This window comes from Arsukibacterium sp. UBA5043 (genome assembly GCA_002415085.1).
In the GTDB taxonomy this organism is placed as follows: Bacteria; Pseudomonadota; Gammaproteobacteria; order Enterobacterales; family Alteromonadaceae; genus Alishewanella.
In genome coordinates this window covers 145,743-170,295 of sequence record DIBV01000005.1, presented here as the reverse complement: position 1 = coordinate 170,295, position 24,553 = coordinate 145,743, and the positions used below count along the sequence as shown (strand labels likewise).

General features: G+C 45.5%; 15 protein-coding genes. 3 read left to right on the top strand and 12 right to left on the bottom strand.

The window, feature by feature from the left end; all coding sequences use genetic code 11:
• Positions 1-27 precede the first annotated feature (27 nt).
• Positions 28-1,272: an Nramp family divalent metal transporter gene (locus B2Q61_RS06460; RefSeq protein WP_290615728.1), complete on the bottom strand. Its 1,245-nt coding sequence runs from the start codon at positions 1,270-1,272 to the stop codon at positions 28-30.
• Positions 1,273-1,487: 215 nt separating this feature from the next.
• Between B2Q61_RS06460 and B2Q61_RS06455 the strand changes: the two genes are divergently transcribed.
• From B2Q61_RS06455 to B2Q61_RS06445, 3 genes are all read left to right on the top strand, one after another.
• Positions 1,488-2,321, top strand: coding sequence for an amino acid ABC transporter (locus tag B2Q61_RS06455; protein WP_290615729.1), 834 nt, complete (start codon positions 1,488-1,490; stop codon positions 2,319-2,321).
• A gap of 148 nt (positions 2,322-2,469) precedes the next feature.
• Positions 2,470-3,771 carry an ectonucleotide pyrophosphatase/phosphodiesterase gene (locus B2Q61_RS06450; RefSeq protein ID WP_290615731.1) on the top strand — a complete coding sequence of 434 codons (1,302 nt, stop codon included), beginning with the start codon at positions 2,470-2,472 and terminating at the stop codon, positions 3,769-3,771.
• Positions 3,772-3,856: 85 nt separating this feature from the next.
• A complete protein-coding gene (locus B2Q61_RS06445; protein WP_290615733.1) occupies positions 3,857-4,855 on the top strand; it encodes a PHB depolymerase family esterase in 999 nt (332 codons plus the stop codon).
• Positions 4,856-4,858: 3 nt separating this feature from the next.
• Here B2Q61_RS06445 and B2Q61_RS06440 read toward each other — a convergent pair whose 3' ends face one another.
• The 11 genes from B2Q61_RS06440 to nhaC all read right to left on the bottom strand — a co-directional run bounded on the left by B2Q61_RS06440 (position 4,859) and on the right by nhaC (position 24,537).
• Complete coding sequence (locus B2Q61_RS06440) at positions 4,859-6,085, bottom strand: class I SAM-dependent methyltransferase (protein ID WP_290615735.1); 1,227 nt, start codon at positions 6,083-6,085, stop codon at positions 4,859-4,861.
• A gap of 58 nt (positions 6,086-6,143) precedes the next feature.
• Positions 6,144-6,662 (bottom strand): cell division protein ZapC domain-containing protein, encoded by a 519-nt coding sequence (locus tag B2Q61_RS06435; protein ID WP_290615737.1) that lies wholly within the window; start codon positions 6,660-6,662, stop codon positions 6,144-6,146.
• Positions 6,663-6,779: 117 nt separating this feature from the next.
• Positions 6,780-7,790, bottom strand: coding sequence for a quinone-dependent dihydroorotate dehydrogenase (gene pyrD, locus B2Q61_RS06430; protein ID WP_290615739.1), 1,011 nt, complete (start codon positions 7,788-7,790; stop codon positions 6,780-6,782).
• A 75-nt stretch (positions 7,791-7,865) separates the two neighbouring features.
• A complete protein-coding gene (locus B2Q61_RS06425) occupies positions 7,866-12,692 on the bottom strand; it encodes an NAD-glutamate dehydrogenase (protein WP_290615741.1) in 4,827 nt (1,608 codons plus the stop codon).
• Between the two features lie 234 nt (positions 12,693-12,926).
• Positions 12,927-15,245: an efflux RND transporter permease subunit gene (locus B2Q61_RS06420; RefSeq protein WP_290615743.1), complete on the bottom strand. Its 2,319-nt coding sequence runs from the start codon at positions 15,243-15,245 to the stop codon at positions 12,927-12,929.
• 1 nt (position 15,246) lies between these two features.
• Positions 15,247-16,251 (bottom strand): WD40/YVTN/BNR-like repeat-containing protein, encoded by a 1,005-nt coding sequence (locus tag B2Q61_RS06415; protein WP_290615745.1) that lies wholly within the window; start codon positions 16,249-16,251, stop codon positions 15,247-15,249.
• Positions 16,252-16,410: 159 nt separating this feature from the next.
• Complete coding sequence (locus tag B2Q61_RS06410; protein ID WP_290615747.1) at positions 16,411-17,772, bottom strand: DUF1329 domain-containing protein; 1,362 nt, start codon at positions 17,770-17,772, stop codon at positions 16,411-16,413.
• A gap of 16 nt (positions 17,773-17,788) precedes the next feature.
• The gene (locus B2Q61_RS06405) at positions 17,789-19,870 is read right to left on the bottom strand and encodes a DUF1302 domain-containing protein (protein WP_290615749.1); all 2,082 of its coding nucleotides are present in this window, start codon (positions 19,868-19,870) and stop codon (positions 17,789-17,791) included.
• 316 nt (positions 19,871-20,186) lie between these two features.
• A complete protein-coding gene (locus tag B2Q61_RS06400) occupies positions 20,187-20,411 on the bottom strand; it encodes a DUF2835 family protein (protein ID WP_290615751.1) in 225 nt (74 codons plus the stop codon).
• Positions 20,408-22,990, bottom strand: coding sequence for an aminopeptidase N (pepN, locus tag B2Q61_RS06395; protein ID WP_290615753.1), 2,583 nt, complete (start codon positions 22,988-22,990; stop codon positions 20,408-20,410). Before pepN ends, B2Q61_RS06400 begins: the two co-directional genes overlap by 4 nt.
• Before the next feature lie 77 nt (positions 22,991-23,067).
• Entirely contained in the window at positions 23,068-24,537 is a 1,470-nt protein-coding gene (gene nhaC, locus B2Q61_RS06390; RefSeq protein WP_290615754.1) for a Na+/H+ antiporter NhaC, read from the bottom strand.
• Between the last annotated feature and the right edge of the window lie 16 nt (positions 24,538-24,553).

Genomic DNA, 24,553 nt, shown 5'->3' with positions numbered 1-24,553 from the left:
ATAGCAGAATATTAGCAGGGTAAATGATCATGCAAATATCGCTAAATACAAACTGCGGCCGCTTAACAGCAGCGTCAGCAACCATACCATAACTGCAATAATATTTTGCTTTATCGTATTTTTGTATTGGCCCATTATTGAAGAATTAACAGCTAACAGCAGTGCCAGACTTATCAATGGTAATAGAATACCGTTAGCAACCTGAGCAAACCAGATCACGGCCAATGGCTTTATTCCCATTGAAGATAAACCAATGCCAATTAATACAATAAGCAACCAGCAAGCACGGAACTGCCCGTTACTCAATGGAATTAACCCATTTAACGCGTAGGCTGCTGCCAACGGCGCGGTGATAGCAGAGCTGACGCCAGCGCCAAGTAAGCCGCCTGCCATTAACCATACCGCAGCGTCCCCCGCCAGTGGTTGAAGCGAGTGCGCCAAATCAACCGCATTGTCTATCTGGTGCGCCCGACCAAAAAACGCTGCAGCTGCTGTCGATAAAATAGCAATTGAAATCAAACCGCCAAGTGGAATTGCGGTTCGAATATCGGCATTGGACAGTGCTAACTGCTGTTTTTTATCCAGCGCAGAGCCTTGCGATTTCCGGGCACTGGCTGCTGCGTGTAAAAAGAGTGAGTAAGGTACGACAGTCGTGCCAACCAGAGCAATCACCGATAACACCGCGCCTGCTGGCAAGGAGGGCAAAAATAAGCCGCGAAGCAACGCCGGCATATCGGGTTTGCTTAAAAACAAGGTTGTCAGAAATGCCAGACTCATCAGTAAAACCAAAGCAATCAAACACCGTTCAATCAACAGATAATTTCGTTGCCACAACACCGTAATAGCCACTGCACCAATCAGCAGCGCCCAGGGGTTAGCCAAGCCAAGCTCGCGTAAGGAGGTAATCAGCCAGCTATGCTGCCACAACGCGTCGGCCCCCATGCTGGCACCACTGATATTTCCCCCCTGATATGCGCTATTGCCAATAACCACAGCCGCAATGGTCAACAACATCATTGGATATTTCAGCCAGGGTTGCTTGAAGACGACGCGTAGATTCTCACCCAGCCCTTGTCCGGTGACAATGCCCAGTCGCGCCGCCATTTCCTGTAATATCAAAGTGGCAATCACAGAAAACAGTAACGCCCAAAGCAACGCGTAACCATAATTTGCCCCGGCCAGCGATGCACTGATTACGGTTCCCGGACCAATAAAGGCAGCGGTAACTAACGTCGCGGGACCCAGCGTAAATAGCGGTGTTTTGGTTTTCATAAAGGCACTACTTATTATTAATCTTATTAGTGAAGGTGCAGCACTAAGCGTGGTAGTGTAGCGGTAATGTCTAAATACTGTCTATCACAGTGTTCTTCAACCAATTGCCGGAGTTGGCTGCACGTTCTCCACTGAGCCGTTATACTACGATAATAACTATAATTGTTTAGACATAAAAGGCACTGTTACTTAAAGCATATAGCTAAGGTTTTATTTTGCGCTTTTACAAGAAAGACATCGTCGTATTTATGCTGGTCAACATGCTAAGCATTGTGATGTTAATGCCATTATCGATTGCGGGCGCTGCTACATTACAACAGCAGCAATCAGACACGAGACTGACATTACGTTTTTGTTATGAAGATAAACAATTACTGCCATATTACGCAGGTGACTCGGTAAAAATACCTGAGCATCCTGGCGCTACGATTGAACATTTACAACACGCAACCGCCGCGGTCGGTATTGGTGTTGAGCTTATACGAATGCCATGGCTGCGATGCTTACAACTGCTGGAGCAGGGTAAAGTAGATGCTCTGGTGGCTGCTTATCATACTCAGCGCGCTCATTATACTGTTTATCCTCAGGATCAGTTAGGCCAACCCGATCCGAGCAAAGCTATTAACAGCAATGCACTGTGTCTGGCCTATCGGTTTGACAACAAACTGCCTGCTAAACTACTTAATAAAGATGCTATGCTAACCATCGCCAGACCTCTGGGTTACCAGGCTCTGCCATTGCCAGCCCATACCCTATTGGTGGATGCTCACTCGCCAGAGCAAGCGTTGGAACTGGTTGTTTCTGGCAGGGTGGATGCGACTACTGTTACATGTGAAATAAATGGTTTAGCGGCAAATCGGCAGGAGATAGACACTCTGCCGCTTAAGGTTCTTCAACCGCCAGTATATTATTCTGTTGGTTATCTGATGCTGAGTAAGCCGTTTTACCAGCAGTATCCTGTTATTTCCACCAAATTGTGGCAGGCTTTGCCGCAGTCTTTAGATCCTAACCGCTATATCGACTATTTGGCGTATCCTCTTGGTTTTTAGAAGCTGGGTTAAGCTATCGCATTAAAAAAAAGGCAGCTCACTGCTATTGATCGTATTTTTTGCAAAGCTAATCTTCTTTTACCCCTTATATCGTTAAATTGAAGTAGCATTACCAAACTAGTAGCGTATTACCAATGAGATAAAGATTATGGATAAGCAAAAGCTTATTACTGCCATGCAAAAAAGTATCATTGGCGTTTTACTGGGTATTAGTTTATTCAGCCAACAAGCCTGCGCCCATATTTTGAAAAATGATCCTGTGCAGGCGAGCGAGCAGACCATAATTCTTATTTCACTGGATGGTTACAGTCAGCAGTATCTTGGAAAGTACCCTGCCCCTAATATTGAACGGCTTATTACTGAAGGTGTTGTAGCAGAAGCTATGCAACCTGCATTTCCAACCAAAACATTTCCAAACCACTACACTATTGTCACTGGGCTATATCCCGGCAATCACGGCATTATTGAAAACAATATTTATGACGCCGATTTTGATAGTATTTTCCGAATGAGTAAGGCTGAAGAAGTTACCGCGGCCCGCTGGTGGCTTGGCGAACCTATCTGGGTAACGGCAGAACTACAGGGCATAAAAACCGGTACCTATTTTTATCCTGGTTCAGAGGCAGCGATTAAAGATGTCCGCCCCACTTACTGGCAGCCCTATGACGGCAAGATCAGGAATAGCGAAAGGGTTCGTTCCGTGTTGCAGTGGTTATCTTTACCTAAGCCACAGCGTCCACGTTTTCTTACGTTGTATTTCAGCACTATTGATGATGCCGGCCATCAGTATGGCCCTGATTCAGCTGAAGTGAAAGCAGCGGTAGCGGAGGTGGACGAAGCAATTGGCCAACTGATTGCCGGTTTAGAACAGCAGAATCTGTATAACGAAGTAAATTTATTGCTGGTATCAGACCATGGTATGGCAGAAGTACCCTCTGAGCAAACTATCATCGTCGATACGTTATTTGATAGCAGCAAAGCAATGCTGACGTTGTGGACCCCGGAAATCGTCTCTATTTTTCCTAAAACAGGTGAGTTAGAACACATTTATCAACAATTGCGGACAGCGCTACCCGATACTGCCCGAGTATATCGTAAGGAGGAATTACCAGCACGCTGGCATTATCAGCAAAGTAAAAGGGTCGCACCGTTACTGGTTATTCCGGAGCCAGGCTGGCGTTTGATCCAGCAAAAGCGCTTTTTTCGTGAGCAAAACAATCCTTCACCGCAACCCGTGACCGGCAGTCATGGTTACGATAATATCGCACCACAGATGCAAGCCATTTTTATCGGCCATGGTCCGGCCTTCGCAAAGGGCCAGACCATCCCTGCCTTTGCTAACATTGAATTATATAATTTAATGTGCAGTATCTTGGGAATTACGCCGGCTGCTAACGATGGTAATCCACAGTGGGCTCAGGCGTTGTTGAGAGCAGGTAAAAAACCTTAGTAAGTTGGACAATACTAAAGCGTTATGGCTATGCTGCAAAAGCTATGTCACGTTATAAACTTTATGTTATTTGAGGATGTCTGCTATGCGCCAACGCTCATTAAGTAATACCCTGCTAACTTCAAAGCTGCTGGCATTAACGCTGGTCATTGCACCTGCTTATACCATAGCGGATGTCAGTAAATTGCAACTTGACGAGCAAATAACCGTTTCAGGCTTATCTTCAGGTGCGTACATGGCAGTACAATTTCATGTCGCGTTTTCCGAACAGGTAAACGGAGCGGCGTTGATTGCCGGCGGCCCACTTTATTGCGCTCAAAATACTCTGGCTACAGCTTTTGCACATTGCATGGGCAAAGCAGATACGAACCCCGATCTTAAGGCGATTAATACTTATTTAAATGAACTGGAGCAAACACAATTGCTGCCAGACACAACACATTTAAAAGATGATAAGGTCTGGATTTTACATGGCCGCGCGGACACTACGGTTAATCCTGAAGTTGGCAAAGCGCTGGTCAGGCAATACCAGCAATGGGTGGCGCCAGAAAACCTGAAGTTTGTAGCGGATAAGAGCTTTGCTCATCATTTTCCGACAGATAACAACGCAGGCACAGCCTGCGACGTTTCTGAGCCGCCATTCATTGCAAATTGCCAATATGATGCAGCGGGTGCGCTGTTACAGCATCTGCTCGGCCCGCTTGATGCCAAAGCAGATACCAGCACCGGCGACATGTTGGAGCTTACCCAATCACAGGCTGGCAGTTTAATGGCAAAAACCGGCTATGCTTACGTGCCAAAGCGTTGCAAAGCTGGCGAGCCATGCCAGCTACATATTAGCTTTCATGGCTGCAAACAGCATGTGGCAGCAGTAGGCGATGCTTATATTACTCAGACAGGTCTTAATCTTTATGCAGACAGCAACAATCTGGTAATACTCTATCCCCAGGCAGCACCCAGTGCGTTTAATCCACATGGTTGCTGGGATTGGTGGGGTTATACCGGTGAGCAGTACATTACGACGCAAGCGCCGCAACTGCAGGCGGTAATGTTACTGGTTGAACAACTCATGGCTAAAGATTAACGTTCATTTCTGAAACGCGCCTTGCAGCAGCTGTTCAAGACACTGCTGTTTAATCCCGTAAAACTGTTTTATCGAAGCGATTTGTTGTAATGCTTCACTATTTACTACCGCATTTTTGCGTTTAGTCGCCAGGATCATTTTGTTTTTACTGGTATGTTCCAGCGAGATAAATTCAAATACTTTGGTGTGATAGCCGTGCGCTTCCAACAGCAATGCCCGCAGACTGTCAGTTACCATTTCTGCTTCCTGCCCCAGATGGATACCGTGGCTGAGCATGGGAGCCATGACGTCTGGCAAACGGATCTGTGGCCGGATTTCTTTATGGCAACAGGGTGAGCACATAATAATTTCAGCGCCAGTACGAACCCCCATATTGATAGCGTAATCTGTGGCGACATCACAAGCATGTAAAGCCACCATCACATTAATGCCGCGCGTCTGAAAATGCTTAACATCACCTTGTTCAAAATGAATACCCGATAGGTTTAGTTTTGCTACTGTGTTATTACATAAATCAACCAGATTCTGGCGTAGCTCTACGCCGGTAATTTTTGCTGTTAATCCCAGCGTATGACAAAAGTAATCATGCATCGCAAAAGTGAGGTATGCTTTACCCGAACCAAAATCTGCCACATGTAACTGTGTTGCTTGCAGTAAGCCGCTGTCTTTGACAGCAGCCTGTAATATTTCAATAAATTTATTGATCTGCTTCCACTTATTAGCCATCGCAGGAATTATTCTGCCCTGGACATCCGTCACACCAAGGGCCGTCAGGAATGGTCGGCTTTGCTCAACAAAACGCTGTTTTTCTCTGTTATGACTGATATCTGCAGTTTGCTTAGTGCTTATTTTTTTACTATTAAGCAATACCTTGCCTTTTTTACTTATTGTCATCTGGGTTTCACTGGCGTTTGCTTGTAATTGCGCGGCTTTAAACTCTTCAGGCAATAAAGTACGCAGTAGGGCAAGAGCGTCTGCCGCCCCATAATTTTGAGTTTGATGATTAGTCTGGTATTGCCAGACAAAACGCCAGCAGATCTTTGATTTAATTTCTACCGGACTGATTTCGAGCCGCCGTAATTGTAATGCAGGCCCCTGATACTTGCTAAGAACCAAACGGATCAATTGCTGCTCTTGCATCAGTTGTTCAATTAACGAGAAAAAACGTTGCAGCTCAGTATTACTGCTTTGTTCAGAGGATGTAAATGAAGTAGGCAAAGTAGCAGTCAACGTCTGATCCTGAATTTAAAACTATAACAAACAGCAATTATACCACTGTCAGCTGGTTTCAGGCACTTCGCGCTAACATTGTTGGTTGATTAAAAGGGCTAACTCGGTTGCGAAGCACACGCACAACACTCGCCCGCTTAATCACTTTACCTGCCAACGTTTGCACGTCAGCTAACATTAAACAACTTACACAGTCGGGATCTTCAGCAACAACCAACGCCGCTACCCTGCCATCGGCACCAACAATACTGACTAAATCACTATGCTGTACCGCTGAGGTTACTTGTTCAGGAAAGTACCAGCTTTTGTGAGCCTGCAACTGTAAATATTGAGCGCTAAGCGCGTGTAAACATAATTCCAACGTCTCAGCATAACCCAGGGTCAATGATTCCAGGCTTTCCAGATATTGCCAGAACAGCTCTGCTTCATTTACCGCGAAACGCTGCTGAACCGGCTTAACCGTTAATTGTTGCAAGGTTAAATTAGAGCAAAACTGAGCTTGCTCACTAATATCCAGTAGTAAGCGGTCGCGTTGTTCACAGTATGTCCAGCTCCAGCGCTCTGACGGCGTTAACATGGTCAAATCCTTTGCAATCAAGTTATTGAATTATCTTTTTATTTTCATCACTATAGCATGCTGATCAATACATTAAAGACTATTTCTTCATATCAAAGCCGGATCGTGGATTGATCTTTATAAGCCGTCAATGATCGTCTTTATCAACGTTGGTCCCCGGTAAATAAAACCTGTATATACTTGCAGCAAGTTGGCACCCGCTGAAAGTTTTGCCTGGGCAGAATCACTGTCATTAATTCCGCCTACTCCAATAATGGGCAGCTTCGGACCAACCGCCTGACGCAACTGGCTGATGATATCTGTACTTTGCTGCTGAACAGGTAAACCACTCAGCCCACCAGCTTGCTCCGCATGTGGCAATCCGGTTACTAAGCTTCTGTCCAAAGTAGTATTAGTCGCAATTGCACCATCCATTTTGCTTTTTAGCAGCGTTTCAGCAATCTGACTCACTGCCAGATTATCCATATCAGGGGCTATTTTAACGAACAATGGCACATATTTGTCATAGTGGGCTTGTAAATCCAGTTGCTCATTTTTGAGGGTTTGCAACAAATCAAGTAAAGCTTCACCAAATTGCAGATCGCGCAGGCCAGGTGTATTTGGTGATGATATATTGATGGTAATATAACTGGCGTGAGGATATACCTTACGCATGCAGCTGACATAATCGTCTTTACCACGCTCATTACTGGTGTCTTTGTTTTTACCAATGTTTATGCCAAGAACACCTTTATAACTGGCGTTTTTAACATTATTTACCAGATAATCAACACCTTTATTGTTAAATCCCATCCGGTTAATGATTGCTTCTGCCTGAGGTAGCCGGAAAATCCTGGGTTTATCATTACCCGCTTGTGGTCTTGGTGTTACCGTCCCTACTTCAATAAAACCAAATCCCATCTGGCCAAAAGCATCAATACAATCAGCGTTTTTGTCCAGACCCGCAGCCAAGCCTACTGGGTTCTCAAAACAAATACCCGCTACAGTTACTGGTTTTGGCGCAACCTGTTGGCGCCACAACATTGATGCTGGGGTATGAGCTAATCGTTTCAGGCTGCCCAGCGCCAGATCATGAGCCCGCTCAGCATCACAGGTAAACATTAGTTTTTTTGCAATAGAGTAAAACATAGACGCCTTCATTAATAAAAAAAATACCCCGGACTTACCGGGGTATTGTAACCATTGTATCGGCTTATTTCAGCATCAAACTGATTGACTTAACAACATCAGTTCACGCATGGCTACAGAAAACTTAGCAAACTCATGGCTCTTAGTTGTTTTAAACTCGGCCAGCATTAAGCGCCAGCGTTCAACCAGAATTTGATGTTGGGTTAACCAGGTTGCAATGACTTCATCTGCTGAACAGGCTTTACCACAATTTCGAACAACCACCGCCGTTAAAGAGCGCTGCTGCCAGTCCAGTTCTTCCCGGTACGATGCCCTTGCCAGTGCTTGCCAATGATTGGCAACGGGTTGCTGGGTAATCTGTTCCAGGAACCAGTGTAAATCCAGTTTGTCGCCAAGTTTGAAGTAAATCTCTGACACAAGAGCCAGAGAGGTTCCCTGATTATCACTGACCTGAGCAATATCCATTACCGAGAAAACCGTACTGAGCTGCGTTAAATAACGGGCTATATCAGCGGGGATACCTTTGCTGATCAAATCTTGCTCGTTATCACGAAGCTGAGCAAGTTCAGCGTCTGCGAGATAATTGGCCAGCTCATTTGATATCGCCTGATAAGCCGGTTTAAAGAAATCTACTGTTTGCTGAATGTCCATGGTTTTATTGCGATGGCGGATAAACCAGCGGGTTGCCCGGCGCATAGTGCGTCGCAACTGGAACAGTAACCGGTTTTGGAGCGATGCTGAAATATCATTATCCAGTAGCTCAAGCTGCTTCCAGAATTTTGACAAATCAAATAAATCACGGGCAATGGCGTAACACATTGCAACTTCACCAATTGTTGCACCCGTTTCTTCCAGCATTCGTTGCGCGAAATTAGGGCCCATTTCATTAACCAGCATATTGGCTAATTTAGTGGCAATAATCTCTGCTTTTAACGGATGGTTTTCCATCTCTTTGGCATACTGCTTTTGTAGTACTTCAGGAAATGCCGTAAATAACTGTCGTTTAAAGTAGTTATTATCAAAAATTTCGGGCAGTACCAAACGCTCCTTCAATACCATTTTGCCATAAGCGGTTAATATCGCAAGCTCCGGACGAGTCAGACCAATCCCTTTTACCATCCGCTCTGCCAGTTCATCGTCGCTGGGTAAAAACTCCAGTTCGCGGTTAAGCTTGCCGTCTTTCTCCAACGCATGAATAAAGCGAGTGTATTCCTTAATCTGCTCAGAACCCAGCAACGACGACAGGGTAATACTCTGGTTTTGCCGATAGCATTCTTTTAATACTAACGCTGCAACATCGTCCGTCATCTCATTGAGTAATTTATTGCGCTGTTTCAGGGTTAAATCACCACTTTGCACCAACGCGTTTAATAAAATTTTGATATTAACTTCATTATCTGAGCAGGTTACGCCCCCTACGTTATCAACAAAGTCAGTATTTATCCGCCCGCCGTTAGCAGCAAACTCAATACGACCGCGCTGCGTGGCGCCAAGGTTACCGCCTTCACCAAATATTTTCGCTTTTAATTCTCTGCCGTTAATCCGTAACGGTTCAGAACCACGGTCACCCACTTCGGCATGGCTTTCTGACGTCGCTTTAATGTAAGTACCAATACCGCCGTTCCAAATCAGATCTACGGGCATCATCAGACATTCACGGATCAGTTCATTTGGCGTCATGCTGGCTTTGGTGGTGCCTAGCATTTCTTTCATTTGCGCTGACAATTTTATTGATTTAGCGCTACGTGCGAATATGCCGCCCCCTTCAGAAATAAGGGACTTGTCGTAATCCTCCCAGGTAGAAGTGGGCAGATTAAACAAGCGCTCACGTTCAACATAGCTGCTAGCTGGATCCGGATTCGGGTCAATGAAAATGTGCATATGGTTGAACGCGACTTGTAAGCGAATATGTTTAGATAACAACATGCCGTTACCAAATACATCGCCAGCCATATCGCCAATACCCACACAGGTGAAATCTGTAGTCTGGCAATTAATACCCATTTCACGGAAATGCCGTTTAACCGCTTCCCAGGCCCCCCGGGCTGTAATCCCCATCTTCTTATGGTCATATCCATTAGATCCGCCTGAGGCAAAGGCGTCACCCAGCCAGAATCCATATTCTTCTGAGATGCCATTTGATATATCGGAGAAGGTTGCCGTGCCTTTATCGGCGGCCACAACCAGATAGGGATCATCTTCATCTAACCGGGTAACATTGGCAGGCGGTACTATGCTGCCCTTAACAATATTATCGGTAATATCCAGCAATGCCCGGATAAAGATCCGGTAACACGCTTTACCCTCTGCAATAAACGCATCGCGGCCACCGGTTTCCGGCAGCTTTTTACATACAAAACCACCTTTGGCACCTGAGGGGACAATAACGGTATTTTTAACTTGTTGCGCTTTTACCAGGCCCAGCACTTCAGTGCGGAAATCTTCCCGACGATCAGACCAACGCAGCCCGCCCCGTGCAACTTTACCAAAACGTAAATGTACCCCTTCTACCCGCGGTGAATAGACAAAGATTTCATACATTGGCAATGGCAGCGGGATATCAGGAATTAAATCGGGTTTAATTTTAAACGAAATATAAGGTTTATCAGTACCGTCAGCGGCTGGCTGATAATAATTGGTACGTAACGTCGCATTAATCATATAAACAAAACGACGGATAATCCGGTCGTCATCAAGATTCGCAACCCCTTCCAACTGGGTATTAATTTGCTCTTCTAGCTTTTCTATAGACTTAACAGTGGCTTTGGATGATGGCGAAAACTTTTTATCAAAAAGTTGCACCAGTAAACCTGCAAGCTCCGGATAACGGGTAAAGGTACTTTCAACATAATTCTGACTGAAGGTTCCCCCTATCTGCCGTTTATACTTGGCAAAAGCGCGAATAATAGAAGCCTGCCGTCCGGTCAAACCTGCCCCTAAAATAAGCCGGTTAAAACCGTCATCTTCCAGTTGCCCAGCCCATACTTTGGCAAATGATAACTGAAAGCTTTGCTGTGCTTCGGCAAAATCCAGCGGAACTTCCCCGTTGAGCTGCATGGAGAAATTTAAAATCCAGCTGACAGAACCATCAGGAGATTTGACCGCATAAGGTGTTTCACCTATAACCCGTAAGCCGAAGTTTTCCAGCATGGGTAAGACATCTGACAAATGGATCGGGTGATCCTTATGGAACAGGTTTAACCGCACCGCTTTGCTATCTTTACTTTCTTCTTGTGGCCGGTAAAACAACATCTCTAGCTTATTGTCGTCGTTTAATGCTTCCAGTTTGCCGATATCTACCAACGCATCGCTTGGCAGCATTTCTTCTTTATAGGCTCTTGGAAAACTATTAACATATTTACGTCCCAATTCCCGGCCCCGGGCTTCCCCATATACGCCGGTTAATGCCGTTTCTAATTTGTCTTCCCAGGTACGGGCTGCTTCGACCAGATTACGTTCAATATCTTTCACTTTATACTCAACATGGCTATCAGTGATCCGCACCAGATAATGGGTACGGGCCAACACGGATTCTGAAAAATAGGTAGTAAACTCTACCGGCTCGTCGGTGCCCAGTGCCCGTTGTAAAATGGCCTGAGTTTCTTTTCGTAGCTGAGTGTTATAACGCTCGCGCGGGACATAAACCATAGCCGTAACAAATCGGCCAAACGCATCTTTGCGCATAAACAAACGGGTCATGTCACGTTCTTGCATCTGCAAAACGCCCATTGCGACATACAGCAGTTCGTCGGCTGTTGCCTGGATCAACTCATCCCGGGGATAGGTTTCAAGTATATTTAGCAATGCTTTATAAGCGTGCGTGCCGGTAGCAAACTCAGACATTGCCATGACCCGGGCCAGCTTACTTTTAAGCAGTGGAATATCTGCAGCACTGTTGTTGTATAACGAGGATGAATATAAGCCGATAAAACGATGCTCGCCTACAACCTTGCCATCTTTATCAAACTGCTTAACGCCAACATAATCAATGTAAGCCGGCCGGTGTACCCGGGATTTGTTATTTGTTTTGGTTAACACCAAAATTGTCGGGCTTAATGCTTGTTTGCGACCGGCATCAGGCAAAGCGGATAACATCAGGTCGCGGGAATCAGAGCGACGCATCAGACCTAAAGAGCTGGAATCAATTCCAGCAATTTTATAATCACCTTTGACCGGCGTCATTTTATATTCGCGATAGCCAAGTAAGGTAAAGTTATCCTTAACTAACCAGTTCAGAAAATCTGTTGTTTCTTTAATTTCATCAGCAGCGGCCTTACCGCTGTTTTTTGCATATGTTTTGATTACGTCTAGTAATTTTTGTCGGGTTGGCTGCCAGTCCTGCACCGCCAGCGACACATCTTCCATTACCGAGTGCAATTCACTCTTTAACGATTGTATCGTGGACTCCTCTGTTATCCGATCGATTTCAATATGAAATACGGTTTGCTGGGTACTGGAGTTATTGCTACTGCCTAGTTTGAAGAAATCAGTAATATGGCCCGCTTTATCGCGCTGTGTCTGTAAGGGATAATGCAGGAGTAAATGTGCTGCGATACCGTGCCGGGTTAACGCCATGCGCACCGAATCAACCAGAAATGGCATATCCTTTACTACTATTTCTACGATAGTATGCTTGGATTCCCAACCGTGGCGCGATATCTCGGGATTGTAAACCCGGATCCGGGCCTCAGCCTCAGCATGTTGATTAAAGGTTTGCCATAAACTTAACGCCGCACCATACAGATCACTGTCATTGCGACCCACTAAATCTTCGTTCGACATATTGCCATAAAGGGTGTAAGCAAATTTCTCCACCAGCTTAGGCTGATCTTTTACTTTTTGAGTTATCAGTTTGCTTACGTTTTGTAGTAGTACAGAAGGATGACCGTCTATCAGTGCCATTATTGTATCCTTTTTAAGAGCACAGCTTTACCAGCTGGTTCTAGCTAACATACAAGGTCTTGTCTGCTGCGCAGTGTAGTGACTATTGTAGCGCTTTTGAAGCACTATTTCCGGCTTTTATGCTGGTTAAACCAGTGGTTTTTAAGGCTTTTGACAACTTATTCAGTTCGTCTAAATAGAAAATGGCCTTTCGGCCATTTTCATGTTTAAACATGCAAAAATCTTTTTCTGCCGTTAACGATTATTCCGCCAGAACACTGCAGCTAAAGCTGGCAGTACCACTATTGCACCCAACATATTCACAATAAACATAAAGGTAAGCAGGATCCCCATGTCGACCTGGAACTTCAATGCCGAAAACACCCAGGTACTTACCCCAACCGCCAGCGTGATACCGGTAAACAACACAGCGCTGCCGCGCTCTTTCAGCGCTTCAAAATAGGCCTGCCGCAAAGGCATACCGTCTCGTAACAACTGACTCATGCTGGACAAGATATAAATGCCATAATCAACACCGATACCCACACCAAGCGCAATAACAGGTAACGTCGACACGGTCAGACCAATCTGCAGTTTTGTCATCAATGCAGTGGCCAGTACCGATACAACATATAGCGGCACTACCACGGCAATTGTAGCCCGCAGTGAGCGAAAGCTTAATAAGCATAAAATAATAACAGCACCGTATACGTACCACATCATTGGCTGCTGTGCCGCCGACACCGCTTCGTTAGTCGCAGCCATTACACCCGCAGGGCCAGAGGCCAGCATAAAGCGGGTTTGTTCATCGCCAAGTTCAGCGCCATATTTTTTCGCGGCGAGTACCACCTGTTCAATAGTTTCAGCTTTGTGATCTTCCAGAAACACCATCACCGGCATTACCGAACAGTCTGCATTTAACAACCCGGTACTGGTTTCAACTCTGGAAGTGGCCTGCACCAGAGACTGAGGATTTCGAGGTAACACCCGCCACTTCTGATTACCTTCGTTATAAGCGGCGTTAATGCTTTTTGATACCGATGCCAGCGATATTACTGATTGCACCCCGGGGACATTTTCCATCAACCACTGAAATTGATCGATCCGATCCATAATGTCATGCTCAGTACAGGCACTGGGAATGGTTTCAACCATAATATTGATATAGTCGACAGAGATAGCAAAACGATCGGTAATAAGCTTGGTATCAAGATTATAACGGGAGTCTTCGTGTAAGGACGGCGCCCCCTCATGTAAATCGCCAATCTTAAGTTGCTGACTTTGCCAGTATCCAAGGGCAAATAACACAGCAGTAACTGCAATAATGGCATACGCAAAACGTTTGGTTGCAAATGCTGATAACGCGTACCAGAATTTATCCGCCTTAACTGAAGGCGACGCAACTCTCGCTTTGTATGCTGCGCTGAACTTAACAAAAGACATTAATACAGGAAGCAAAATCAGGTTGGTCAGAATGATAACGGCTACACCAAGGCTGGCGGTAATCGCCAATTCACGAATAACCCCAATTTCTATGATTAATAAGGTTAAGAAACCTACGGTATCAGACAATAAGGCGACGCCGCCAGGGACCAATAGCTTACGAAAACTGGACTCAGCCGCAGTTTTCGCGTCCATACCGGCCGCAACACGTTTGCCGGTAGAGTTAATCATTTGCACACCGTGACTAACACCAATAGCAAAAACCAGAAATGGTACCAGAATAGACATCGGGTCAATGCCAAAACCGAGCATTGTCAGAAGCCCCATCTGCCACACCACCGCGATAAGTGAACAGGCAATCGGCAGCACCGTCAGCATGATTGACTTAGAAAAGAAAAATACCATCAATGCGGTGACGGCAATTGCAACCAGAAAAAATAACACCACACCTTTGGCACCTTCGGCGACATCACCCACCATTTTTGCGAAGCCAATAATATGGACACTAATTTGTTCACTCTGGTGCTTGGCCCTGATATTTTGCTCTAAGGCCGTAGCAAAATCGAGTGTATCGACAGCTTCTCCGGTTTCGGGGTCAATCTCAAGCAGTTGCGCAGTGATCATCGCACAACTGTAATCATCGGCGACCATACGACCAACGATACCCGCTTTCTCAACGTTGGATTTTACCTTGGCAAGGCCACGTTTATCGGCAACAAAATCGGCAGGGATGACCGGTCCTCCAGCAAAGCCATCCTCAACAACTTCGATAAAACGTGTGCTGGGACTGAACAGTGACTTTACCAATACCCGATTCACGCCCGGGGTATACAAGACGTCATCATGCACCTGGCGGAATGTTTCAAAAAATGTTGGGTTAAAAATATCGCCGCTGGCATCGCAAACAGCGATGAGAATATTGTTGGCGCCACCAAAATCTTCAGCATGTTCCAGATAGGTCTGCATATATTCATGCTTTAACGGTATATTTTTGGTAAAAGAGGCATCCAGTTTAATATCAGTTGCTTTTACCAGTAAACCGACAGTAACCAGAAGAAAAACGACAAGCACCAATAAACGGTGCCGGAATAACGCATATTCAAATTTATTAACCAGTGAATTTACACTCATATTATTCAGACTTATCCAGATTTAATACTTTTATGCCAACCTCAGTGACCAGCAACATCCTGTTATCTAACGCGACGCCATTTAAAATCGCTTTGCCATCTTCCTGCGAACGTTCCGTAAAGCTTACGCCGTCATCAGTGCTCTGAAGTAACGTACCAGCATTGCCGGTAAGGTAAATGTTTCCCATTGCGTCACTAAATACGCTATTTAAAGTAGCCGATTCACTTATCTCAATTTGTTGCCAATTCTGGCCATTGTCTTCACTACGAAAAACATGGCCGCGTAAACCGACAGCCAACAAACCCATTTCTGGGGTACGGTGTAAATCAAACAAAGAACCGTTATAGAACTCCTCTAATCGCTGCCAACTGGAGCCAAAGTCTAAGCTTTTGGCTATAAAACCGGCTTCACCTACCATGTACAAGGTATTGCCATCAATAAATAGTCGATTAAAATGTGGTAAAATTGAACTCAGTTCCTGCCGGTAAATATCTGGATCAGTTTGTTGTAAGTCCAGCAGATATTCTTTATCTTCTTCAGCGGCGAGCTCGACAAATAATTCCTGTTCCCAGGTACTACCACCGTCGGTCGTAACATAAAATAAGCCATAAGCACCAACCGCCATACCATGCTGAGTATCCCGGAAATAAACATCAAGCAGGGGCTTATCATCTTCTGGTAAAAATTGCTGCAGCTGCCAACTGGCTCCACCATCGCTGGTCGCAAGTATTAATGCGTCATGCCCTACCGCCCAGCCATGTTGCTCATCAACAAAAAACACTGCAGTTAGCATACTTTGAGTCGGCACCGGAGACTGTCGCCAATGGGTAGCATCGTTACTCAATAAAATATGACCACGTTCACCTACCGCCACATAAAAATTGTCGCTGACTTTTTGCACATCGGTTAGCAACGACTCTGCAGTAAGCGGCATTATATATGCTGCCTTGGCTTCTTCGACAGAATTAACATCGGCCAGCACCTGCAATGCTGTACTGCTTAACATAATGCAACTGCAAGCCAAAAAAAGTTTTTTAAACATAGGCAGCATAACTACTCTTAAAATTGCAAAATAAATTAATTACTGCCACAACCAAACGTAAGGCAGAAATTAAAACTAAAAAAAACGGCCAGCTAATGCCAGCCGTTTGAACACTAACGTAACTTAACGAGTTCCTTCACGACGTAATGCTGCAGGCGTGAAATCATTGTCAGAAAGTTCGACTGAGAAATCATACATTCTGTCTTCATTATCCAGACCGATAGCAATATAGCGGCGTGAATTAAGATCATGATAAACTTCCAGCGTACTCCAATGAGTGGGTACTTCATAATAGTTCAAGCCGTGCGCAACCGCTACCCGGTACATATCTCCGCGGTTATCATACAAATCAGCGACATGGATCTGCCAGCTGTCTTCATCGATATAAAATACCCGCTTACCATATACATGGCGTGTACCGTCTTTAAGTGTTGCTTCAACTACCCAAACTCTGTGCTTTTCCCAGCGAACATAGTCAGGATTAATATGACCGGCCATCAGAAGATCTGCATATTTCACTTCTTTGCTGTGCAGTTTGTAATCGTTATAAGCAATATACATTTCCTGCTTGCCTTTCAACTCCCAGTTATAACGGTCAGGTGAGCCGTTAAACATGTCGAAATCATCAGTGGTACGCAAACCATCGGAGGCGGTACCTGGAGCATCGTACGCCACGTTTGGTGCACGACGAACACGACGTTGACCGGTATTATAAGTCCATGCCTGACGAGGTGTTGCTACCTGATCCATCGTCTCATGTACTAATAATGCGGTACCTGCCAGTCGCGCTGGAGAGGTAACGCTTTGCTTAAATCTGAACAAAATGTTTTCAGCTTCCAGGGCGTCTGCCGTAGCATCCGGATGCGAATACTTAAACATAATTTGTTCATCAAAACCGATCACCGTATAAGCACCGTTAGAGGTAGGCGCTGCCTGGCCACCATTTCGGCTTGCTGCAACACCACGGTAGCGAACAATATGGTTCCAAACCGCTTCCAGGCCGTTTTCTGGTATCGGGAATGGGATACCAATAGCCGCGTTGACCAAACCGTTACCACCTTGAACTAACTCAGCTTCCGTAGCAATTTTCTGGGTAGCATCATAAAAATACTGTGGAAAAGATGCACTACGACGGGTTGGATACACATTCATCTTAAACGTGTCAGGATAAATATCAAAAAGCTGTATCATACCCGGGCTCAAAAACTGCCGATGATCTGCCACATTAGATTTATCAATGGTTAAAACAATTTCATCTGTGGCAAACGGGTCTATATGGTGGTCACCTGGGCTGTATCCTGCCGGTGGATTGGTGATACCACCAGTCCATGCCGGGATAGTACCATCAGCATTTCCAGCTTTCTCAGCACCAAGCGGTGTTAAATCACTTCCCAACCTGGCAGCTTGTTCTGGTGTTATCTTTGCCAGAGCGTTGCAACTGACAATTAGCGCAATCGCTGAAGACAATAGGGTGAGTTTTTTCATAATCGGCTCTCGTCCCTTAAATAGAGTATTTAATATTAAAAGATACAAAGTCACGGTCGGCAACATTATTAGTGGTACCTACTCCGCCCCAGAACCAATTGTACGACAGTTCAGCTGACCACTTGCTTAAGTAATCAAAACTTACTGCATAAGCCGCTGATTTGCGGTCTTCAACAAACATAAACAATGGGTCTGGAGTAATACCATTGACGTCATGCGAGAATACCAAACGCTGTGACATATTTACGCCGGCAAAGACGTTGTTGTAGTCTGCTTTGGCCAGAATACGATAACCCCAGGCTGAAGCCGTAGGAAACGGATTAGTTTCCGGGCCATCGGATAAACCGGTGTGTAAGCCAGGTGCCGGGCCATTTGTTCCAACCAACGGGCCACCGCTGCGATCTGTACCTGGACCATTTAAGCGTAATACGTCTTGTGAAGGCATGTCCTGAATTTGGATACCACCTACTTCTGCCAGCATAGTGAAGTTGTCAGCGGCCAGTAGACGGGTTGGTCCAAATAAGTGAGTAAAAGTCATTTGAGCTTGCAGGGTGTCACGTAAAATAAAGCCCTGAGCCGGATCACCTGGTTGAACCTTCACTCCAATTTCACGGCCAATCTGTGAGATCCCGGATAAATCAGGACGTAATCCTGCATTTGCCAGCTGCTCCGGCATACCTGCATACAGAATTTCAACATCATCAATTTGAAGTGGATCATCCTGGCGGTAAGCTATTTCACCAGCAACTGAGGTTGTGCCAACAGTCGTGTTGAAGCTGAAGCCATACAATTTGATATCTTCCGGATATTCCAGCTTACCTTTTGAGAATGCCAGTAAGTTATCAATATTATCAGCAGTTAAATTACCTGCCAGCTGCGCTAAATAACCAATATCCTGCTGAATTGCAGCGCCTCTGAAATCAGAAGCAACGCCAGAGATTACTGGTACCCGGCTGTGATAATTCATGTAGTAAAGCGCAAATTCAGTATCATTTAACGCCGGTGAGAAATATTCAATTTTCAGACCATACTGGCCACCATCTTCCGGTTCAATTCTGCCATCAGTTCCCGTTGGACGAAGCGCAACTTTGGTTGGATATGCCAGATAAAGCTGAGCGGCAGTAGCGGGATCCAGTTGACCGGCAGCAACAGCCGAACCGATACCATTTAAGTTTTGCAACAGATACGCCAGGTCAATGTCCGGGTTTCCAGAAAAACCTAATTGAATATTCTGACCATAACCGCCACGGCCAGCAAAATCGTTTGTCGAGAAATAGGTGCCTGGAGGTGGCAGGTAGCTTTCCTGCCAGGAATACTGATAAAACATTTCGGTCGACAGATTTTCAGTCCAGCCAACGGACAGCGTAACCATACCTGTTGGAATAAAGGCTTCTTTTAAATCTGCACCGGGTGCCCGCAGAATGCCGACATCTACCGGAGTAATATTAATACCATGTGGAATAAAGGTACTTTCACCCCAGCTAAGTACCTGGTTACCCACCCGCACCGTCACAGGGTTCATGCCGTCGTTAAACGAAAAGTTGCCATAAAGGTAGGCGTCTAAAACCCTGAAATCCTTACAGGCAAGCTCACTGGATTCTGAATCAGCGCAAGGGTCAACCTGCTGACCGCTTAACGGATTACTGTAAGCGAAATCACCATCGTTCATCGCAAAGTCGTAGAAATACATGAAACGGCCGAAAAAGCCGATATTATCTTTAGTGATTGATAATTCATGCAGACCTTTGAACAGGCTGGAGAACATATCACCGCGGTCAAAGTTAAGATTGCCTGCATCACCATTGCTTGAGTAACCACCAGGCTGAGCCCAGATGTCCGCTGGCTGATAAATTAAGTTAGTGGCCGCGTTATAGCCTGTCCAATCAAAACGTGGGTGGTTTACTTTTGCTATTGTATCCCAGTTACGCTCTTCAGTTCGGATACTGGCCCCATATGAAAAGGTTGAGTCAAATACAACCTGGAAATTGCCAACGTCAAAGGTTGCTGCTTGCGCAGGCACAACAGACAGTGCCAGTAGTGCAGATGCAACCCCTAAGGCTAACGGACTTTTATAAAAAGTATTAGGCCTTCTATTCATCTTGTGATCTCCCCCTGTCCCTGCAGGTATGTTTTGTCTTTTTAATTATTATGCTGAACCAACTGCTCGGAGCTCAGCTTGCATCACGGAAATAATTACATCATTTTAGGGTGTTAGCAAGGCCTCTCCTTGCGTATATCTGTTGATTTTTATTCATTTTTTATTAATTGCAGCATCTGCCTGATCGGATAATCGCACTTTCAGTTTAATCATTGACTTAAGCATGTTGAGACCACTTCATAAGCTAATGAAATTAAAGGTCAAACCAGATGAAACTGCAAAGCTTTGTTTTAATCCAATGTTTAAAGTATTAACTCTAATTAATTTTTTCTAACCGTTCAAAAGCCCCACTTTGGGTTAACGACAGCCTGAAGCGACCACGCAAACCCAAATCTGAAAAAAAAGGCTGGAAATGCTTTAATCCCAGCTGGATCCGCTCTCCACTATCGGCAGTGACAACCACATAGCGCAGCGAACCCTGGTAATAAAGCAGGCATTTATCCCTGGCCAGGAAAGCATTAAACAGAAATTGTCGCTTCATGGCAGACTTTTAGTAATTTTCTCATAAAGATCATTGCTTAACGATGGCTGCGTTGCCAATTGCTGCAATGCTGCCACCATATGGTCCCGCCGTTGATCGTTAAAACGTTTCCAGGCTAGCAAAGGGGTAATTAAACGCGCCGCGACCTGCGGGTTTATCACGTCCATCCTGCTGACGACGTCTGCCAGGCAACGATATCCATTACCGTCGGCACGATGAAATTGTTCCGCGTTGCGCATGCTAAAGGCACCGTACAACGCCCGAACCCGGTTAGGGTTCTTCCAGCTAAACAGCGGATGGTTACTCAGGGTATCTAAACTATCAAATACGTCATCGTTGGGATTACTGGCCAGCAAAGAAAAATATTTGTCCATAATCAGTACGTTTTGATGCCATTTCGCGGCGAAGTGTTGTGCAAGATCATTAAATCCGGCAATACCGGTTTGTTGCGCGGCAAAAAGCGCGGCCAGACTATCGGTCATGTTATCTGAATTATTATAGTGTTGGTTGAGCAGCACAGGACCATCACTGGTGAGAGCAAGATAACTTAAACAACAATTACGCAGCGCCCGGGCACCTGCTGCCTTCTCTGTATAATGGTAAGGTGCGGTTTCTGTCAGCTGATAACAGTTAAGCCACTCTTTAGCGAGCACACTTGCCAGTTGCAATTTAATCGTCTTCAGGCTGCTGAGGATGCCAGACACCGGTATATACTGATACTGCTCGGCCAGGGTATTAAAGTCAGGTAAAGATAATAACTCAGCCGTCAGAGCATGATCCGCCAACGGCTGGCGAAGCCACTGGCGCATTATAGTCAGCAACGCATCGGGTAATTCCAGCTGCGTGTCAGGTTGGGTTATTTTGTGCCTTATAAAGTCAGACCAGAATACCTGCATCGCATCCCACTTGGCAAAACCGTTGTTTGCTTTCTCAGCAATCAACAATAATTGGGATAACTGATAGTTTTGCTGCAGTTTTACTGGTGCAGAAAAATTCTCCCAGACAATTACCGGTTCACTGGCCAAATTGCTGAAACTAAAATGTTCAGTCGGCTCGCGCAGTGTAATAAGGTGTTGCTGATTCACTTTGCCATCATGACTTAATAATTGTAATTGCAATGGTATCAGCAATGCATGCTTATGCGGTTGTTGTTCGGTAGCTGTATGTTCCTGATTTACCACCAGATGCAGCGTGGCATCCTCAGCACTATAGCGTTGTTTTAGTGTTACCACCGGGGTGCCAGCCTGGCTATACCACCGCCTGAACTGAGTTAAATTTGTGTTATTAGCATCTTGCATCGCGTCAATAAAATCATCGCAGGTTACGGCCTGGCCATCGTGACGTTGTAAATAGAGCGCCAATCCTTTGTTAAAACCAGCCTGACCAAGCAGGGTTTGCAGCATCCGGATAACTTCAGCCCCTTTATCATAAACCGTTACGGTATAAAAGTTATTCATTTCAAGAACATGCTCAGGGCGGATCGGGTGTGCCATCGGTCCGGCGTCTTCGGCAAACTGAGCCGTACGGATCAGCTTTACCGCATCTATCCGGTTTAATGTTGCCGAGCCCATATCTGCGCTAAACTCCTGATCCCTGAATACCGTTAACCCTTCTTTTAGACTAAGCTGAAACCAGTCCCGACAGGTTACTCTGTTACCGGTCCAATTATGAAAATACTCATGGCCAATTATTGATTCAATATTGAAGTAATCTTTGTCTGTAGCAGTACTGTCATCCGCCAGTACATACTTACTGTTAAAAACATTGAGTCCTTTATTTTCCATCGCGCCCATATTAAAAAAATCAACTGCAACAATCATATAAATATCCAGATCGTATTCCAGATTGTAGCGTGTTTCATCCCAGCGCATTGCCCGTTTAAGTGCCGCCATCGCAAAATCACCTTTGGCCAGCTGCCCCGGCTCTACAAACAGCTGCAAGCTTACAAGCCGGCCGCTGGCAGTGGTGAAACTATCTGAAAGACAATCGAAGTTGCCGGCGACCAACGCAAACAAGTAACAGGGCTTGGCAAAGGGATCATGCCAGCTCACACGGGTGGTACCATCAGCCCGTTGCTCAGTAGCCACTTTATTACCATTGGCAAGCAAATAAGGATACTGACGCTGATCAGCAATTATATGGGTGGTATAGACTGACAACACATCAGGCCGGTCGGGATAAAACATGATTCGACGAAAACCCTCTGCTTCACATTGAGTACAAAACACATTATCGGCCAGATAAAGCCCTTCCAGCGCCGTATTTGCTGCCGGAGAAATCTCAGTAATTATCAGCAGAGCGAAATTGTCTGGAACTGCAAAGATAGAAAGATGATCGTCAGTAAGCTGATACTGTTCCGGACGCAGTTCAACGCCATCAAGCGCGATATATTTCAGGCTCAGCTGCTGACCATCCAGTATCAACGGCACTCCCGGGCACTGCTGCTTGATGTTCATCAACGCAGTAACCCGGGTAGCGTCAGGGGACAGTTCAAAGGTCAGCTCAATTTCAGGTATCAGAAAATCTGGCTGCCGATAATTGGCCAGGCTACGGCTGCTGCGGGCTGAATTACTGCTCATAATTTCTCCTTGAGACCTTTGGAATCCGCTGGTTCTGAGTTTGAAAAAGCCTGAAATAATTCAGGCTTCTGATTGTGCTAACTTTTTAAAATCTCTGTTTGCCGGGTGGTTGCCGGAGGTGATAACCGCAACACCTTTATACCGAGATAGGCATAAACGATCGACAGCAGTGGATTAATTAAGTTAAAGAATGCATAGAATGCATAATCAAGCGGACTTACCCCCAACACACTGTGCATATAAGCACCGCAGGTATTCCATGGTATCAGCGGGCTGGTGATCGTACCACCGTCTTCTAATGAGCGTGACAGATTTACCGGCGCCAAACCACGGCGTTTATATTCCTCTTTAAACATCCGTCCAGGCATTACTATTGACATGTATTGATCCGCAGTCAGTAAATTAGTAACGAAACATGTCGCAATAGTGCTGGTGATTAACGAACCTGTGCTGCTGGCAAAATAGAGAATTGACTCTACAAATTTACGCAATAATCCAATTTTCTCGATTGTTGCGCCAAACATCATGGCACAAAACACTAACCAGATCGTATTGAGCATACTTGCCATACCGCCGCCGCTCAGGAGCTCGTTCAGGTTGTTATCGCCGGTATCTACGGCAAACCCAGCATAAAAAGTATGCCATACTAATTTAAAAACACCGACAGTCGCAGGCAGACTGCTATCAATCAGGCGAGCCAATAACTCTTGCTGAAAAAACACTGCCCATAATGCGCCAAGTAACGCACCAATAAAAACGGTTGGAAAAGCAGGAACTTTCTTGATGGCCATTGCCAGCAACACCAGCAGCGGTACCAGAGAAACCAGGCTTATAGCAAACTGCTGCTTTAACACCAGACTAATTTGTTCGATACGGGCAAAATCAGCGGTAATGTCACTGTTAAAACCAATAATGGTAAACAATAACAGCGCCAGCACAAAGCTTGGCACGGTGGTCCAGAGCATATGTTGGATATGTTGAAAAAGTTCAGCTCCGGCGACTGCTGGCGCAAGGTTAGTAGTTTCGCTCAGTGGCGACAGCTTGTCACCAAAATAAGCACCTGACACAATGGCCCCGGCAGTAATTGCCGGCGATAACCCCAGCCCTGAGGCGACCCCGATTAGCGCGACACCAATGGTGGCTGCAGTCGTCCAGGAACTACCAATACTCATTGCCACAATACCGCAAAGCAAACAACTTGCGGCGTAAAACCAGCTTGGGCTTAATAATTGTAAACCATAGTAAATCAGTGTGGGAACAGTACCAGAGAGCATCCAGGTGCCTATCAGCGCGCCAACTGAAAGCAGTATAAGAACCGCCCCCAACGACAGTGATATGCCCGACACCATGGCGTTTTCCATGGCCTGCCATTTATAACCATTCTTTAAACCAATGATGACTGCTACCGCTGTTGCAATAAATAAGGCAATCTGGTTGGGCCCATATGAGGAGTCGTTGCCAAATAAATAAACCGATGCCGAAAGTAACACAATCAGGACGATAACCGGCAGCGCTGCATCCAGAAAACTGGGATGTTTTTCAGTCATTAGTGTAGCTCCAATT